The organism is Marinobacter sp. DSM 26671 (assembly GCF_900112835.1).
GTDB lineage: Bacteria > Pseudomonadota > Gammaproteobacteria > Pseudomonadales > Oleiphilaceae > Marinobacter > Marinobacter flavimaris.
On the sequence record NZ_FONF01000003.1, the window covers coordinates 96574 to 113855 of the forward strand.

Annotated in this window: 18 protein-coding genes and 1 other RNA gene; 14 read left to right on the plus strand and 5 right to left on the minus strand. The window is 58.4% G+C overall.

What is annotated here, in order from left to right:
* The first annotated feature begins 4 nt into the window (after positions 1–4).
* On the plus strand, positions 5–568 hold the full coding sequence (locus tag BM035_RS04370) for a ZrgA family zinc uptake protein (RefSeq protein ID WP_092030451.1): 564 nt from the start codon (positions 5–7) through the stop codon (positions 566–568).
* Positions 569–574: 6 nt separating this feature from the next.
* On the opposite strand, the gene BM035_RS04375 is transcribed toward BM035_RS04370, so the two are convergent.
* Positions 575–1096, minus strand: a complete 522-nt coding sequence (locus BM035_RS04375) for a DUF3299 domain-containing protein (RefSeq protein ID WP_008170977.1) — start codon at positions 1094–1096, stop codon at positions 575–577.
* Between the two features lie 67 nt (positions 1097–1163).
* Here BM035_RS04375 and BM035_RS04380 point away from each other — a divergent pair, with 67 nt between their 5' ends.
* From BM035_RS04380 to BM035_RS04405, 6 genes are all read left to right on the plus strand, one after another.
* Positions 1164–1880, plus strand: a complete 717-nt coding sequence (locus BM035_RS04380; RefSeq protein WP_092030453.1) for an ABC transporter ATP-binding protein — start codon at positions 1164–1166, stop codon at positions 1878–1880.
* Positions 1877–3151, plus strand: a complete 1275-nt coding sequence (locus BM035_RS04385) for an ABC transporter permease (protein ID WP_092030455.1) — start codon at positions 1877–1879, stop codon at positions 3149–3151. Before BM035_RS04380 ends, BM035_RS04385 begins: the two co-directional genes overlap by 4 nt.
* Positions 3152–3254: 103 nt before the next feature.
* Positions 3255–3461, plus strand: a complete 207-nt coding sequence (locus BM035_RS04390; protein ID WP_008170964.1) for a TIGR02449 family protein — start codon at positions 3255–3257, stop codon at positions 3459–3461.
* On the plus strand, positions 3461–3757 hold the full coding sequence (locus tag BM035_RS04395) for a cell division protein ZapA (protein ID WP_014578418.1): 297 nt from the start codon (positions 3461–3463) through the stop codon (positions 3755–3757). Before BM035_RS04390 ends, BM035_RS04395 begins: the two co-directional genes overlap by 1 nt.
* 62 nt (positions 3758–3819) lie before the next feature.
* Positions 3820–4001: non-coding RNA, 6S RNA (ssrS, locus tag BM035_RS04400), on the plus strand.
* 4 nt (positions 4002–4005) lie between these two features.
* On the plus strand, positions 4006–4641 hold the full coding sequence (locus tag BM035_RS04405) for a 5-formyltetrahydrofolate cyclo-ligase (RefSeq protein ID WP_008170954.1): 636 nt from the start codon (positions 4006–4008) through the stop codon (positions 4639–4641).
* Here BM035_RS04405 and BM035_RS22590 read toward each other — a convergent pair.
* A complete protein-coding gene (locus BM035_RS22590; RefSeq protein ID WP_008170953.1) occupies positions 4623–4784 on the minus strand; it encodes a hypothetical protein in 162 nt (53 codons plus the stop codon). The two genes, BM035_RS04405 and BM035_RS22590, sit on opposite strands and share 19 nt — an antisense overlap.
* Before the next feature lie 269 nt (positions 4785–5053).
* Positions 5054–6589 carry a threonine ammonia-lyase, biosynthetic gene (gene ilvA, locus BM035_RS04410; protein WP_008170952.1) on the minus strand — a complete coding sequence of 512 codons (1536 nt, stop codon included), beginning with the start codon at positions 6587–6589 and terminating at the stop codon, positions 5054–5056.
* Positions 6590–6740: 151 nt separating this feature from the next.
* On the opposite strand from ilvA, the gene rpiA reads away from it, so the two are divergent.
* The 3 genes from rpiA to ppa all read left to right on the plus strand — a co-directional run bounded on the left by rpiA (position 6741) and on the right by ppa (position 9709).
* Positions 6741–7421 carry a ribose-5-phosphate isomerase RpiA gene (rpiA, locus tag BM035_RS04415; protein ID WP_092030457.1) on the plus strand — a complete coding sequence of 227 codons (681 nt, stop codon included), beginning with the start codon at positions 6741–6743 and terminating at the stop codon, positions 7419–7421.
* A gap of 146 nt (positions 7422–7567) precedes the next feature.
* Entirely contained in the window at positions 7568–8707 is a 1140-nt protein-coding gene (locus BM035_RS04420; RefSeq protein ID WP_092030459.1) for an acyl-CoA dehydrogenase family protein, read from the plus strand.
* A 474-nt stretch (positions 8708–9181) separates the two neighbouring features.
* A complete protein-coding gene (gene ppa, locus BM035_RS04425; protein WP_008170949.1) occupies positions 9182–9709 on the plus strand; it encodes an inorganic diphosphatase in 528 nt (175 codons plus the stop codon).
* Between the two features lie 83 nt (positions 9710–9792).
* On the opposite strand, the gene BM035_RS04430 is transcribed toward ppa, so the two are convergent.
* On the minus strand, positions 9793–10845 hold the full coding sequence (locus BM035_RS04430) for a DUF2333 family protein (protein ID WP_014578424.1): 1053 nt from the start codon (positions 10843–10845) through the stop codon (positions 9793–9795).
* Between the two features lie 7 nt (positions 10846–10852).
* A complete protein-coding gene (locus BM035_RS04435; protein ID WP_092030461.1) occupies positions 10853–12853 on the minus strand; it encodes a bifunctional diguanylate cyclase/phosphodiesterase in 2001 nt (666 codons plus the stop codon).
* Positions 12854–13051: 198 nt separating this feature from the next.
* Here BM035_RS04435 and BM035_RS04440 point away from each other — a divergent pair, with 198 nt between their 5' ends.
* The 4 genes from BM035_RS04440 (at position 13052) to accC (ending at position 17282) form a co-directional block, all read left to right on the plus strand.
* Positions 13052–14665 (plus strand): diguanylate cyclase, encoded by a 1614-nt coding sequence (locus tag BM035_RS04440; RefSeq protein ID WP_008170942.1) that lies wholly within the window; start codon positions 13052–13054, stop codon positions 14663–14665.
* Positions 14666–14981: 316 nt separating this feature from the next.
* Entirely contained in the window at positions 14982–15422 is a 441-nt protein-coding gene (aroQ, locus tag BM035_RS04445) for a type II 3-dehydroquinate dehydratase (RefSeq protein WP_008170941.1), read from the plus strand.
* A gap of 27 nt (positions 15423–15449) precedes the next feature.
* Positions 15450–15917 carry an acetyl-CoA carboxylase biotin carboxyl carrier protein gene (gene accB / locus BM035_RS04450; RefSeq protein ID WP_008170940.1) on the plus strand — a complete coding sequence of 156 codons (468 nt, stop codon included), beginning with the start codon at positions 15450–15452 and terminating at the stop codon, positions 15915–15917.
* Positions 15918–15935: 18 nt separating this feature from the next.
* Entirely contained in the window at positions 15936–17282 is a 1347-nt protein-coding gene (gene accC, locus BM035_RS04455; RefSeq protein WP_014578428.1) for an acetyl-CoA carboxylase biotin carboxylase subunit, read from the plus strand.

Sequence of the window (17282 nt, forward strand, 5' to 3'; positions counted from 1 at the left end):
AGCCATGTCCTTACGAGCCAAAACCTGCTTCTTCCTGGCTGGCGCCGCGATTGCAAGCGCTGGCCCTGTGCTTGCCAGCGACAATCCAGGTGCGCACCAGCACGGTCATGCCGAACTACAACTGGCCATCAAGGGAGAGCAGATTGATCTCCTGTTCACATCGCCGGCCTACAACCTGGTGGGGTTCGAGCATCGTGCCCGTTCGGACGACCAGAAAGCACTGGTTAACGAAGTAACCAACTGGCTTGGACAGACTCCCCTTGCGGACACCAGTGAGGGGGGCTGCGCCGTCATGAATGCGGTAGTGCATCATCAGGCAGGTGGCGATGATCACGGACACAGCCATGGGCATGACCATGATCATCCGGACGAATCATCCCACTCGGATTTCGAAGTCACCCAGACCCTGAGCTGTCCGGGCCTGGGCTCATCCCAGGCGCTTGCAACACCCATTACAACCCGGTTTTCCGGAATAGAGCATCTCGGCGTTCAGTGGGTAAGGCCACAAGGTCAGGGATCAGCCCGTCTGGGCCACGGAGAAAGCAGGTTTGAACTCCGCAGCCGATGACAGCGTCTATTCTTCGTACGGCTCAACCCCGGTTGCGACCATAGAATAGGAAGACGTGCCGATGTCGTTTTCGGTGCGGTCAATGACCAGCTTGCCTTCGACCCACACCGGATCGTACAGGGCTTCGAGCGTGAAACCTTCCTTGTACTTGACGTGAATGATCTGATTGGGGGGCGGTGGCGGCACATGAATACAGGCGCCGTAGTAGGGCACCAGGAAGAACTCCAGGATGCGCATGTCCTCGGTTGTCTTGAGGGGCACCACGAAGCCGGGAATGCGGCCTTCAACATTGCCCATTTCCGGCACAACCCGACCGGTCATGATCTCATCCGGCAGCAGCGGCGGGCCATCGCCCTCGTGCTCAATCTCTGGCATATTCTCCAGCAGCGCCAGATCCTCGGCGGGCATCAGTTCAAGCCAGTCGATCTCCCGGGTTTCAGTCCGGCCTGTTGATGGAAGTACACACACCAGGGTAAGCGCGATGAAAAAAGGCAGCGCAAAGCGCGAACGTGCCGGGGCAGACATCATTGGACCAAAGACTCCTGAGATTACTATCCGGAAACCGCCATCATACACCGGGCCGACGGCAACCAACATGACCAGCAAGACAGACTCAGCCAGCCACAGTTCCCGAAGCACAGAAACTGCGATGGAAGTCAGCGGGCTCGCCTTTTCCTGGGATCCTGTCCAGCCCCGCCTCAGCTTTCCGGACATCATACTGAAACGCGGCGAACACCTTTTCCTGCACGGCCCGAGCGGCAGTGGCAAAAGCACGCTGCTCAGCCTGTTGGCAGGCATGCTTCGGCCGGCCTCTGGCACTGTCCGCGTACTCGGAACCGATATCCACCGGCTCGGTGCCGGCGCCCGCGACCAGTTCCGGGCCGACCACATGGGCGTGATCTTCCAGCAGTTCAATCTGGTGCCCTACCTGAGCACACGAGCCAACGTCACCCTGCCCTGCGGACTTTCTGAACTGCGCAGAGAGCGCACCGAACCGACCGTCGAAGACGAGGCTGAGAGATTGCTTGCCGCCCTGTCCATCCCCGCGGACCACTGGCAGAGGAAAGTCACCAGGCTGAGTATTGGCCAGCAGCAACGTATCGCAGCCGCCCGGGCGCTGATTGGCGCGCCCGGCCTGATTCTCGCGGACGAGCCGACTTCCGCACTGGATGCCGACAACCGGGACCGGTTCCTGGAACTGCTTCTAACTCTTGCGCACCGGCACAACACCTCGGTTCTGTTCGTCAGTCACGACCAGTCCCTGGCCCGCCATTTCGATAATCAGCTGGAACTGCAGGGTGACCGGACATGAAAGCACGCCTGGCCCTGACACTCGCCCTGGCCAGCCTCTGGCACCGGAAAAAAGTACTGGCCCTGGTGTGCCTGACCCTGACCCTGAGCGTTTCCCTGTTGCTGGGCATCCAATACCTCCGCACGGAGGTCAAGCAGTCCTTCACCAGCACCATCAGCGGTACAGACCTGATCATCGGCGCCCGAAGTGGCCAGTTGAACCTGCTGTTGTACACCGTGTTTCATATTGGCGATGCCACCAACAACATTCGCTGGTCGACCTATCAGGGCCTGAAACAGGATAACCGCCTGGCCTGGCTGATTCCGATTTCCCTGGGAGACAGCTACCGGGGTAATCGTGTGGTCGCCACAGATGAGAACTTTTTCAAGCACTTCCGCTACGGCCGCGACCTGCCCCTCGAACTGGATGAAGGCCAGTGGTTTGAAGGCGTCTTTGATGTAGTGTTGGGTGCCGGCGTTGCCCGCTCGCTGGCGCATCAGGTGGGCGAGCAGATCGTGCTATCCCATGGCGGTGGACGCACCAGTTTCTCCAACCACGAAGACACGCCGTTTACCGTCACCGGCATACTGGCGCCCACTGGCACGCCGGTGGACCAGGCCGTGTATATCAGCCTGGATGGCATGGAGGCCATGCACGTAGGCTGGGAATCCGGGGTCGCCATCCCCGGACGGACAATCACACCGGAGCAGGCAAAGGGCCGAGATTTCACACCCGATGCCATTACCGCCGTGTTCGTTGGTATCGACCGGCAAATCCTGACCTTCCGCATACAGCGGGAAATCAACCAGTTTGCCGGCGAGCCGCTCTCGGCCATACTTCCGGGAGTCGCCCTCAGTGAACTCTGGCGGCTGATGGGCCAGTTTGAGCGAGCACTGCTGGGCATAACCGGTTTTGTCGTGGTAACCAGCCTGATCGGGCTGATTGCCGTACTTCTGACCCTCCAGGCCCAGCGGGCCCATGAAATTGCGGTGCTGCGGGCAACCGGTGCCTCTCCGGCGCTGATTGCCTCACTTTACATCCTCGAGTGCGTGGTTCTTGCCCTTGCCGCCTGCGTGATGGCTTTGGCCCTTGGCATGGCGGGCCTTGCACTGGCGAGCCCATGGTTACTGGCCAACTATGGCCTGCAGATTGAGCTTCGCCCATTAACGCCCGAGGAATGGACTTTAATGGCCCTGGTTCCGGTTGCCGCCTTCACCGTGGCGCTGATACCCGCCTTCAACACATGGCGCCAGAGCCGCCGGCTGGGCTTTGGCGAGGCAGCAGATCAGTGATGGGCATCACGCAGGGAACGCAATGACAAGCCTGTAAATTGACCGACTTAGCGTCCACACTTATAGTTGAGCTTAATATCATAAAACCACTGCTGGGCACGTCATGGAACAGTCCGAAGTACAGGCATTAGCGGACAAGCTGGACAGGCTGATTGAACGCTGTCAGAAACTTGAGCGGGACAACGCCACATTGCGGGAACTGCAGGACGACTGGAACCGGGAACGGGCCCAGCTGGTGCAGAAGAACGATCACGCGAAGCACAAGATCGAAGCCATGATCAGCCGCCTTAGGGCCCTGGAGCATCACTGATGGCACAGCAATCCACCACGGTTGAGGTGAAAATCCTCGACAAGGAATACCTGGTCGCCTGCCCCGAGGAAGAACAGGAGGCACTGCTGCGTGCCGCCCGGCATCTGGACAGCAAAATGCGGGAAATCCGCGCCGGCGGCAAGGTTTTTGGTACCGAGCGCATTGCTGTAATGGCCGCTCTCAACATAACCCACGAACTGCTCGAGCGCGACACCATGTCCGATGCCACCAGCACCTTGCTGCGAGCCATGGACAACAAACTGGACGGAGCGCTGGGTGATGGCTCCGGTCGTTAAATCCCCGGAGAATCTCAGACAGGTGTTGCAATCGGCCCCGACACTGCCCGTATAATGAGAACAACTTCCTGGGCTGTTCGGGATAGTCGGATACGTCCTCGAGCCGATGCGCACTACCCAGGTGGCTACTTCAGGGCATTGTGAGCACGTCCCCGACAGGGGAAAGCCTAATATGTCACAGCGGCCACCGACCTTGAACTTTGGGTTCAAGGGCCACATCCGATAACGGCAGCCCGGGAAGCTTTATTTTGAGCCAGTTTATCGAGCCTCAACCGTTCCAGTCCCACCCTGATACCCTGTCGCGCAGTGAACTTCGCAAACGCCTGCGGCAGAATCGTCGCGACCTGAGCGCTGAAAAACAGCAACAGGCCGCCGAGCACCTGGCCCTCAATCTGCTGAAGAATCCAGACCTGCACCGGGCCCGGCACATTGCCATTTATCTGCCCAACGACGGCGAAATTGACCCCCACGTATACCTGGACATCGCCCGGCGCAAGGGCATCCGCTTCTACCTGCCGGTACTCCATCCGATTCATGAAGGCAGGCTGGTGTTCAGCCCCTACTACGATGGCGTGGAACTCACCGCCAACCGGTTTGGCATTCCCGAGCCAGGGTTCAGCAAAGGCCTGCGGCGCCCGGCCTGGGCACTGGATGCAGTACTGTTTCCGTTAGTGGGGTTTGACGAACAGGGCGGAAGACTGGGGATGGGAGGAGGCTTTTACGACAGAACGTTTGCCTTCAGCCGGATACGGCCAAGGCTGGCGCCGAAGCTGATTGGCCTGGCCCACGATTTCCAGAAAGTTAAGAAGCTGCCAATAGAGCCCTGGGACGTGCCCCTTCACAGCGTAGTGACCGATAAGCGACGTTACCGGTTCAGCGGCTGATTCATGACTTGAACGGAGCCAACCAGATTGGCCGCTCGTGCGTCTTTATCTTCGGAGGCGTGGATGGATGTGAAACCAGTAATCACAAGGCCGATGGCAAAAATCAGCACAATGGCTTTGATGATGTCAGGCTTGCCGCCCATGGCTTCAGTTCCTCAAAATGCGGTTTTAAAAGTGTCGGGAAATCAGATAGCTATTCTTGACTTCAAGAATCAGAAGAAAGACTAACACCTATCTGTACTTTTACAATTTTTCACAGATTAAAATTCAGTAAGCTTTGCATTCGGGGACCGGCCAGGGTCTGGCAGGGCTTTCCAAAACACGCTGTGGATACATCCCTGTACGCTTGGCTCCGCCATCCATGGCTCCGCACAGTTTTGGAAAGCCCTGCCAGACCCTGCCCTACCCAGAGTTAACTTGAACGCGCGTTGCCCTGCCCAAGAAACAGCTGATAGGCCTCGTTGTCCGTCATGTTGTCATAGCGGAAGCCAACCTTATCCAGCATTTTCTCGAAATCCTGCACTTCATCGTCGTCCACCTGGGCGCCCAGCAGAACACGGCTGTAGGCTGCACCGTGGTTGCGGTAGTGGAACATGGAGATATTCCAGCGGGTACCAAGAGACATCAGGAACTTCAGCAACGCCCCCGGACGCTCCGGGAACTCGAACTGGAACACCTTTTCGTTGGTGATGGTCGGCGCGTGGCCGCCCACCATGTGACGGATGTGCTGCTTGGCCAGATCGCTGTCGGTTAAATCGACCACCGAGTATCCGCTCTCCCGAAGATCCTGAACCAGATCCTCGCGGCCGTGACCACCCGCGGCAATCTGGATGCCAACGAAAATCGTGGCATTGGTAGCATCGGCGTAGCGGTAATTGAACTCGGTGATGCTGCGCTTGTGCAGGGCGTTGATGAAGGTCTTGAACGCGCCCGGTTTCTCCGGAATGGTCACCGCCAGGATGGCCTCGCGTTTCTCGCCCACTTCCGTGCGTTCGGAGATGTAGCGCAGACGGTCGAAGTTCATGTTGGCACCGCTCAGGGTGGCAATCAGGTTCTCGCCCTCGACTTTCTCGCGCTCGATGTATTTCTTGATGCCGGCCACACCCAGGGCACCGGCCGGCTCGGCAATGGAGCGGGTATCCTCGAACACATCCTTGATGGCCGCGCAGATTTCGTCGGTGGATACGGTGATCACCTCGTCCACGTGGTCCTTGCAGATCTCCCAGGGGTACTTACCAATCTGCTTGACTGCCACACCATCAGCAAAGATGCCCACTTCATCGAGCACCACGCGTTTGCCCGCTTTCATGGCGGCCTGGAGGCAGTTGGAGTCCTCCGGTTCGACACCAATCACCTTGATCTCGGGGCGCAGATACTTGATGTAAGCGGCCATGCCGGCAATCAGCCCGCCGCCACCAACACAGATGAAGATGGCGTGGATCGGCTTGCTGAACTGCCACATGATTTCCATGGCCACCGTGCCCTGGCCGGCGATCACATCGGGATCATCGTACGGCGGAATGTAGGTGTAGCCGTGCTTTGCGATCAACTCCTGAGCGTGGGCCGCCGCCTCGTCGAAGGCATCGCCCTTGAGAACCACCTTGGCACCGTGATCCCGTACCGAACGCACCTTGATCTCCGGCGTGGTCTGCGGCATCACAATTACCGCCTTGATCCCGAGATTCTTGGCAGCCAGCGCCACACCCTGGGCATGATTTCCGGCCGACGCACAAATGACACCCTTGGCCTTCTGCTCCTCGGAAAGCTGCGCAATCCGGTTATAGGCACCACGAATCTTGAAGGAAAACACCGGCTGAAGGTCTTCACGCTTGAGCAGAATATTGTTGCCAAAGCGCTTGGACAGACTGCGGGCTTCAGTCAGGGGTGTTTCGATGGCCACGTCATAGACGCGCGCATCGAGAATCTTCTTGATGTAGCGTTGCGGCATAGCAGTTCCGGCTTTTGGTCGATGTGTGAGTGATGACTGGCTGAGAAAAACCCACAGTGTAGAAAGTTTGCACGGCAGCCGTCTATAAGCAGAGGGCTCTTAAGCGCTATAATGCCGGCAAAGCCAACCTGATTTGCAGCCGGAGCCAATGATGAACCAGGACGAACTGAAAAAAGACGTCGCCAAAGCCGCCATTGATTACATTGCTCCTCGTCTTGATAGCGAGAGCGTGATCGGTGTGGGCACTGGTAGCACGGCCAATTTCTTCATCGACATGCTCGCGGAACTCAAGACCGAGTTTGACGGCGCCGTTGCCAGCTCGGAGGCCACCGCCGAGCGTCTGAAAAGCCACGGCATCCCGGTTTACGACCTTAACAGTGCCGGAGAACTGGAGTTCTATGTGGACGGCGCTGACGAAACCAACGACCGCCTGGAACTGATCAAAGGCGGCGGTGCCGCGCTGACCCGGGAAAAAATCGTGGCCGCGGTTGCCAAGACCTTCATCTGCATTGCCGATGACTCCAAGATGGTCGGCGTATTGGGCAAATTCCCGCTTCCGGTCGAAGTCATTCCCATGGCCCGGAGCCATGTTGGCCGGGAAATCGTGAAACTGGGCGGTGATCCGGTCTATCGGGAAGGGGTAGTGACCGACAACGGCAACATTATCATCGACGTCCACAACATGGACATTTCCCAACCGATCCGAGTCGAAGAAAAGCTTAACAACATCGTCGGCGTGGTCACCAATGGCCTGTTCGCCCGCCGCCGCGCTGATCTCCTGCTGCTGGGAACAAAGGACGGCGTGAAAAGCATCTCCAGCGAAGGCGCCTGACCGACTTCTGTCGCTCCTCGATGTCGAAGCTGGCCTTTCGGGCCAGCTTTTTTATTGCCTGAATGAACGAACAACCAAGCGCTTGCTTGGTAATAATATTTAGGCGACACTGCTTCCCATTGATTCCGATCAGGGAGAGCCAGACCGTGTCCGAATACTTCAACGAAACCCATCAGCAGGTCCGCGCGACCGCCCGCAAGTTCATCGAAACCCACGTGTTGCCGCACATCGACGACTGGGAAGAAGCGGGTGAATTTCCCCGGGATCTCTACAAAAAAGCCGGGGATGCAGGTTTGTTGGGCATTGGCTTTCCGGAAGCATTGGGGGGCATCGGAGAGGGCGACATTTTCCTGAAAGTAGCCGTTTCTGAAGAGCTTATGCGCTCCACATCAGGCGGTCTCATCGCTGGCCTGGGGTCTCTGGATATCGGGCTGCCGCCAGTCGCCAGATGGGCAAAAAAGGACATCCGTGAACAGATCGTGCCGCCGGTGCTGCGGGGCGAAAAAATTGCCGCCCTGGCAGTGACCGAACCCGGCGGAGGTTCCGATGTCGCCAACCTCAAAACCCGGGCCGTCCGCGATGGCGACCATTACATTGTAAACGGCAGCAAAACCTTCATCACCAGCGGCATCCGCGCCGACCACTATACGGTTGCTGTACGCACCGGTGGAGAAGGCCACGGCGGTATCAGCCTGTTGTTGATCGACCGGGACATGCCCGGATTCTCCACCGGCAAGAAACTGCGAAAAATGGGCTGGTGGGCCAGCGATACCGCCGAGCTGTTTTTCGAGGACTGCCGCGTGCCGGCCGACCGCCTGATCGGCGCCGAAAACGCCGGCTTCATCGCCATCATGAGCAATTTCCTGTTCGAGCGTCTCAGCTTGGCCATCATGGCCTACATGACCGCCCAACTGGCCTACGAAGCGGCGCTGGAATACACCCAACAACGCACGGCGTTCGGCCGCAATATCACGGGCTTCCAGGTGACCCGCCACAAGCTTGTGGATATGGCGACCCAGATCGACGTAGCCCGGGAATACACCTACCGCTGCGCCGCCCTGATGCAGGCGGGCAAAAACCCCATCAAGGAAGTGGCGATGGCCAAGAACTTCTCGGTGGATGTCTGCGAAAAGGTCACCCGGGAAGCGGTGCAGCTGTTCGGTGGCATGGGGTATATGCGGGAAACCGTCGTCGAGCGCCTCTATCGGGATGCCAAGATTCTCTCCATCGGCGGCGGCACCACCGAGATCATGAAGGAACTCATTGCCAAGCAGATCAAGCTCTGAGCTGTGGGTTCCGCGTTCGCCCTCTTGTCCTGACCCAGCTTGCTGGGTTTTGGTGGCGGGGCATGTCAGTGGCTGTTCCAAAACACGCTACGAGCACATCCATGTGCGCTTGTTTCGGGCCATCCATGGCCCTCTACAGTTTTGGAACAGCCACTGACACGCCCCGTTCGAACACTTTGCAATCCTCGTGTTGAATATTGCGTTCTTTGTTTCGGGTTTACTTCAACGGTTTTCCTCAAAGGTTCGGGCGGGTATCTGGCGGGGCTTTCCGAAAACGTGGAGCGCCAGGGATGGCGCGACCGAGCCCTACAGGGACGTATTCACGGGCGTTTTTCGGAAAGCCCCGCCAGATAGCCGCGTGCACCCAACTCAACGACCAAGGTTTAGTTTCGAACTGCAGGATACTCCCGTATAATTGCGCCCACTTTTTAACCGCAGTTAAACGTACCTTTAACGTACCAGGAAGGATCGCACATGCAATTCGACAACATCCCCGCAGGCAAGAACCCGCCTGAAGACATCTACGTTGCTATCGAAATCCCGGCCAACAGCTCCCCGGTGAAGTACGAACTGGACAAAGACATGGGCGCCCTGCTGGTAGACCGCTTCATGGCGACCCCCATGTTCTACCCGGCCAACTACGGTTTCATCCCGCACACCCTGGCCGACGACGGTGACCCCCTGGACGTACTGGTTGTAACCCCCTACCCGATCCAGGCCGGTTCCGTGATTCGCTGCCGCCCCGTGGGTGTGCTGAACATGGAAGACGAAGCCGGTGGCGACGCCAAGCTGGTTGCAGTTCCCCATGACAAGCTGACCACCACTTACCATGACGTGAAGGAAATTGACGATCTGCCCGAGCTGCTGCGCGACCAGATCAAGCATTTCTTCGAGAACTACAAGACGCTCGAGCCCGGCAAGTGGGTAAAAGTGCAAGGCTGGGACAACGCCGACGCCGCCAGGAAAGCCATCGTGGATTCCGTTAACGCCTACAAAGGCTAAGCCGGACTCTTCTTGGTTTGATGGCATAAAAAAACCGGGCTTAGCGCCCGGTTTTTTTGTTTCTGGATCGAACTCTCCTGTCATCAGCCCCGGGACAGCAGGTCCCGCATGTCACTGATCGCCGAGTTGGCGCGGGAAAGGTAGGCGGCCATGGTCAGCGAGTGGTTGGCCAGTACGCCAAAGCCGCTGCCATTGAGAATCACCGGGCTCCACATTTCGCCCTGAGCGCCCTCAAGCTCGATGATCACCTGCCGTACGCTGGCCATGGCGTTCTTGTCCTGCAGCACTTTCCGGAAATCCACTTCAATTGCCCGGAAGATGTGCAGAAGCGCCCAGGAGCTGCCGCGGGCCTCATAGAAAACGTCATCAATTTTGGTCCAGGGTGTCTTCACGTCTTCTCCGGTCGCTTCCTCAGCAAGAGGATCACCGGAGTTCATGGTGATCACCGAGTCTGATACCGATGCCTTGCCGACACTCTCACCAAGTGTACGGGACAGACTTCCCAGGCGAGTCTCCAGGTCCGCCAACCAGTTGCTCAGGTTATCCGCTCGGGCGAAAAACTGGGCGTCGGCCTGTTCCGGGCTCGACAGCCGGTCAAGGTAACGCTTCAGAGCGGTAATACCCCGACGGTACTCGGCCTCGGTAGACGGGATTGCCCAGCTCTCGCTGTCGAAATGGAACTGGGGCTCGGCGATCGTCAGATCCCGATCTTCCGCGGACTGACTTTGCGAGCGGCTGATGTCTTTGCGCATGGCGCGCGAAAGATCCCGAAGCTGAACCAGAACGCCGTACTCCCAGTTCGGCATGTTATCCAGCCAGAGTCCAGGCGGGAAAATGTCGTTGGAAATATAGCCACCAGGCTTGTCTAACAGGGTTTCTGCGATACGAATCATGGTGACCGTGGTGGCAAAGCCGGTAATGGGCTCCCTTTCCATCGTGTTGGCCACCGACCTCGTGTGCTCGCGCACCGAGAAGGTGTCCGGCTCGCTGCTCCAGATCATGCCGAGCACCAGCGCCACCAGTAGGTAGACCACAACCAACGCCAGAATCAGTTTGCCAATTACGCCGCTGCCGCCGGCATAATCCTGAACATCGTCTTTCTTGTCCTTGAAGTACTGTCTGATTTTGCCTGGCATATGACTTTTAATCCCCTGTCTGTTGATTGTCAGCGGCAAACGGCCTGCCCAGATGGTAACCCATGGCCCCGTCGATACCCAGTTTACAGAGTACCGAGTATTCCGCGGCAGTTTCCACTCCTGTGGCGAAGACTTTCACGCCACGACTGTGAGCGATGGCCACCACAGACTCAAGGTAGAAGCGGTTATCTTCATGGGTGTCGATATTGTGGATGAAGCTGTTGTCGATACGCAGGGCCTGAAACCTCAGATTTCTCAGGTAACTGAACGGTACGCCTCCCACCCCGAAGCGGTCGACCAGTACCGGAACACCGAGTCGCCCCAACGCCCGGACCAGTAGGCCCACCGCGGTCCGGTGGTGATGGATTGCCTGTTCTGAAATACCGATCCAGAGATTCCTTGCCGGCGAACCAGCCTGCCGCAGCTGGTCCAGCAAATCCGTGCGAAATGCCTCGCTGGCCACGGAGGCATTACCAAGCGAGACCGCCAGCGGCTGATCCGGGCTCTGTTTCAGGCAATCGAGCACCCGCTGGACCAGCAGACGATCAAGTTCCGAGATCAGCCCGAAACGCTCAGCCATTGGTACAAAAGTGCCTGCCTTCAAGGCCCCTTCGGCGGAATCGATCCGGGAAAACACCTGATGATAGACCGGCATGAGCCGGCCCTCGTTCACCATAGGCTGGAGCCACAGCGACAGGGCCTGCCGGCGGATCGCCTGACTGATAATCACCCGCCAGGTTTCGAGGTTGTGATGGCCGTCTTTCTCAGGGTCAGCCAGATGGCAGCCACTCTCGGCCCTGCTCTGGGCAGCGCGCAATGCTTCGTCCGCGGCCGCCATCAGATCCCGGGCACCACGCCCCTCAAGGGTTCTCGCCAGCCCGGCATGAACAGAGGTGTCCATCGGCGAAGCAAGATCTGCATAGACCCCATCGAGGTCCGTGACCAACTGACGACACCAGACACCGGCATCAGCCGGCATCGCACCGGGCAGAAAAATGGCAAATTCGGCGCCCGTTCGGCGCCCGGCAAACGACCCGGCATGCTGCATGACGAATTCGCCAATCCAGGTTGCTACCCTCAGCAGCAACCGGTCGGCCTCGCTCCGGCCATAGGCCTGGTTATATCCCGAAAAGTCGGCCAGTTGAATCAGCATGAGAATTCCGGGTGCCGCCTTTTCCTCGGACTCCACCTCCACCTTCAGGCGCTGGTCGAAGGCACTCCGGCTGGCCAGCCCGGTGACCGAATCCTCGTTGTTTACCCGGCGCAGGTGCTGAATGAGTTTCGCCTGGCCTTCGAAGAGCTGGCCGAGGTCATCCGCCATCCGGTTCATGGCGTCGGTCACCTGATTGATCTCGCGGGTCGACTTGATAGAGACCCGCCTCCTGAAATCCCGCTGCCCGAGGGCCTTTGCCTGATCCTCCAGTGCATGAAGCGGGCGCAGGGTACGACGAAGCAGAAGGAAAACCGCAAACAGTCCAATCCCCCCGATGACGGCAGTACTGGCAGTCAACCCGACGGTGATTCGCCAGAGGTCCTCATAGGCGCGACCGGGATGGCTGATTACCTGCACGGTTCCCAGACGGCTCCAGCCACGGACGACTTCTGCCTCGGCAACTGGCAGCGGAAGATCTGCGAGGTCGCGGAACCAGGCGGGGACAGCCACTTTATTGAGCGTCATGGCCCGACCGGCAACCTGCTCGCCCTGATGATTCAGATAGCTGACTGACAGGTAGCGGCCACTATCAAACACCGCATCAATGAGGGAGGCGGAGGCGACCGGATCGCGGCCGTCGATGGCATTGGACAGGGACAACCCGATGGCCGTGGCCCCGTCACGGGCATGACCTGCCAGCTGATCCGAGACATAGTCCCGGAAATAACCGTAGCTGGTGATAAACACCGCAACCAACAGGGTAACCAGCAGACTTCCGGTCAACACCAGAAGCAGGGTTCGCAATGTGACCGCACCCTGTTGCGTCTGCTTCAGGGGGATGTGCTTCCGTGCCATGGGGAGCTTCTCCGCATTGGCTGTGAGCCAGCCGGCCAGGTGTTTGTGACCTGCACCGCAGAGTTGACAAACATTTACATAGCGCAACCTACGCCGACAACATTAAACACTATAGACTCTGCAAAAGGACTAAGGTTGAAAAATCGTCCACACCGGGAAAGGACGACCAATAATGAAAAAGAGACAGGCCCGAGCAACATGAACGACGAAAGCCAGAAAGAAAAACTCAGGCAGCATTTCGCACGCCGTGTGACAACCCAGGCCCGGGTTGTTCTGGATACCTGGCAGAAAATTCACGAGGACCGGGACAAGGCTTCGGCCCACCGCAACGAGTTCGCCGCGGCTACGGACAAACTGGTGCGCTACGCCCAGCGGTTTGAAATGGACAGCCACGCCCGGGCCGGTCAGACCACGCTGGCGCTGATCAACCAGTGGGAACCCGGATCTGCCCTGAACGAGAGCCTCGAGCGACAACTGCAGGATGCCATCGAGACCTTGTCCCAGAGCACTCTGCGCAGGACCGACCTCAACAGTTCTGAAGCGCCCCACCAATTTCGTCGAACCCCGGTTTACATTGCCCTGGCCAACCAGGAAATGGCAGCCCGCCTGATCCGGCAGCTGGAATTCTTCGGCTTCCGGGCATCCGCTTTTGCCAATGCCGATGAACTGACCGAAGCCTGCGCACTGCACAAGCCGGAAACCATCCTGGTAGACGTCAATTTTGGCGGCTCGCCCAATGCCGGCATTACCACCATCGAACGCCTGCAGGAACGACACGATACGCCGATTCCGATTATTTTCATGAGTGACGAGGACGGTTCTATCGAGACCCGTCTGCAGGCTTCCCGCTGCGGCGGGGAAGAGTTCTTCTACCCTGCTGTCGATCCGGGGCAACTGATCGAAAAGATCGAGACCTACACCCACGGCAACACCGTGGAGCCCTACAAGGTCCTGGTTCTGGATGATTCCCGGGCCCAGGCGAAATATATGGAAACGGTTTTGAAGAAAGCGGGTATGACCGCCCACATCATCACCGACCCGATGCAGATCATCCACGCCCTGGAGGAGTTCTCGCCGGAGATCATCATCCTGGACATGTATATGCCGGGCTGTACGGGCATGGAAATCGCCCGGGTGATCCGCCAGCAGGACCGTTTTCACAGCGTGCCCATCATTTACCTCTCGGCCGAGGAAGACGTGACGAAACAGCTCCATGCCATGAGCCTGGGCGGCGACGACTTCCTGACCAAACCGATCGACCCGAAACACCTGATTGCCACGATCCACAATCGCGGGCGACGCGCCCGCTCGTTGCTGGCCCTGATGATTCGCGACAGCCTGACGGGCCTGTTCAACCACACCCACACCCTCCACCTGCTGGACCAGGAGATCGTGCGGGCGCGCCAGAAACAACAGCCGCTGTGCTTTGCGATGATCGACATCGACTATTTCAAGAAGGTGAACGATACCTTTGGCCACCCGATCGGCGACCGGGTACTGCGCAGCCTGTCGATGTTCCTCAAACAACGCCTGCGCAAGACCGACCACATCGGACGCTACGGTGGTGAGGAATTTGCCATCATCCTGCCCAACACCCGTCCGAGCGATGCCCGGAACGTTCTCAATGAAATCCGGGAGCGATTCTCCGAGTTGCAGCAACCGGCCGGCGACCGGGAATTCAATGTCACCTTCAGTTGTGGCATCGCAGCCTGGGACGACGACACTTCCCAGGCACTGTGCGAGCGGGCCGACCGTGCGCTGTACAGCTCCAAGGAGCTTGGCCGCAACTGCGTAACCCTGGCAGATTCCTGAATCCGGGCCGTGCCGCGGCCCGAATCCCTCCCCCCAGACTTTTCAGACAATTTTCGGTCGGGCATGGCTCAGTCACTGCCCGGCTGCTACCTTTTATGAAACCAACGTCGTATGGAAGTTCGTTCCGCCGTTCACGACAATGATTGTCATCAGCGGAAAGATCCCGTTTCGATTCATTTGCCGGCTTTTTACGACCAATGGACAACAGGAACGATTGTCAAAAAGTGTTGATCTGAACAAAACAAGCACGCACCATTGGGGGAACATGCCGTTAAAATCGGCGATCCTGTAAAAAGACATCAAGGCAGACAGAACCATGTCGACAATTCTCGTGCTCCACGGACCCAACCTCAACATGCTCGGTACCCGCGAGCCGGAGGTCTATGGTTACGAGACACTGGCAGACATCGACGACCGGTTGCGCTCACTGGCAGCAGAGCATGGGCATCATCTGCTGCACCTGCAATCAAATGCCGAATACGAACTGATTGAGCGGGTTCACGAGGCCCGGGCGGAAGGCGTGGACTTCATCATCATCAACCCCGCCGCCTTCACCCATACCAGCGTTGCCCTGCGCGACGCCATGCTGGCCTCGGGAATTCCATTTATAGAAGTGCATCTTTCGAACGTGCATGCCCGGGAACCGTTCCGGCATCACTCCTATTTCTCGGATATCGCCGAAGGCGTTATCTGTGGGCTGGGTAGCCAGGGGTACGACCTCGCACTCCAGGCAGCCCTGAAACGCATTCACCGATAGACCTGACAAAACGGGACTGGACTGACTATGGATATTCGTAAAATCAAGAAACTGATTGAGCTGCTCGAGGAATCTGACGTCGAGGAGCTGGAGATTCACGAGGCCGACGATTCGGTACGCATCTCCCGCCGGCGTGAACCGGCTGCCGGCACCCAGTACGTGAGCCACTACCCTGCGCCAGCGCCTGCCCAGCAGCCAGCTCCGGCGCCGGCAGCGTCCGCTCCGGCTTCGGAAGAGTCCTCTGCGCCAGCGGCCCCGGCCGGACACAGCGTGAAGTCTCCCATGGTAGGCACTTTCTATCGCTCACCCTCGCCCACCGCCAAGGCGTTTGTGGAAGTTGGCCAGACCGTCAATGTGGGTGATGTCATCTGCATCGTGGAAGCCATGAAGATGATGAACCAGATTGAGGCCGACAAGAGCGGCACCATCCAGGACATCCTGGTCGAGAATGGCCAGCCGGTTGAGTTTGACCAGCCCCTGGTCGTCATTTCCTGAACGCGGTGATAGCTACTCATGGCCATGTTAGAAAAAGTTCTGATCGCAAACCGGGGTGAAATTGCCCTCCGGATTCTGCGCGCCTGCAAGGAGCTGGGCATCAAGACAGTGGCAGTGCATTCCCAGGTCGATCGCGACCTGATGCACGTACGGCTTGCCGACGAGTCTGTCTGTATTGGCCCGAACAGCGCGACCGACAGCTACCTGAACATCCCTACCATCATCAGCGCCGCCGAGGTAACCGATTCCGTGGGTATTCACCCCGGCTACGGCTTCCTTGCCGAGAACGCCGATTTTGCCGAACAGGTGGAAAAGAGCGGGTTCCGCTTCATCGGCCCCAAGGCCGAGACTATCCGGCTGATGGGCAACAAGGTGTCCGCCATCAACGCCATGATCAAGGCCGGCGTTCCGACCGTGCCGGGCTCCGATGGCCCGCTGGACGACGATGAAGAGCGGACCCTGAGGATTGCCAAGGAAATTGGCTACCCCGTCATGATCAAGGCGGCTTCCGGTGGCGGCGGCCGCGGGATGCAGGTGGTCCATTCTGAAGCGGCCCTGCTCAAGGGTGTCCAGATCACCCAGAGCGAGGCCAAAAATGCCTTCGGCGACCCGACGGTTTACCTCGAGAAGTTCCTGGAAGCCCCGCGTCACGTGGAAGTGCAGGTACTTGCCGACATGCATGGCAACTGCATTCACCTGGGCGATCGCGACTGCTCCATGCAGCGCCGGAACCAGAAGGTAATAGAGGAAGCACCGGCTCCGAACATCAATCCGGAATCCCGGGAACGCACCCTGAAAGCCTGTACCGATGCCTGTAAGGAAATCGGTTATGTGGGCGCCGGTACGTTCGAGTTCCTGTATCAGGACGGCGAGTTCTATTTCATCGAAATGAACACCCGTGTCCAGGTAGAACATCCGGTCTCCGAGATGGTCACCGGTGTTGATATCGTCCGCGAACAGCTCCGCATTGCCAGCGGCCTTCCGCTGCAATACACCCAGGACGACATCCGGATTTCCGGCCACGCCATGGAGTGCCGGATCAACGCCGAGGATCCGAAAACCTTTATCCCCAGCCCCGGCAAGGTTAAACACTTCCATGCCCCGGGCGGTAATGGTGTGCGGGTGGATTCTCACCTGTACAGCGGTTACACGGTTCCCCCCTACTACGATTCCCTGGTGGCCAAACTGATCACCTGGGGCGACGACAGGGACATTGCCCGGCGCCGGATGAAGAACGCGCTGGACGAACTGGTGGTCGAGGGCATCAAGACCAATCAACCACTGCATCGGAAACTGGTACGCGATGGTGGCTTTAAACAGGTAGACTTCACCATCCACTACCTTGAGAAACTGATGCGGGATTAA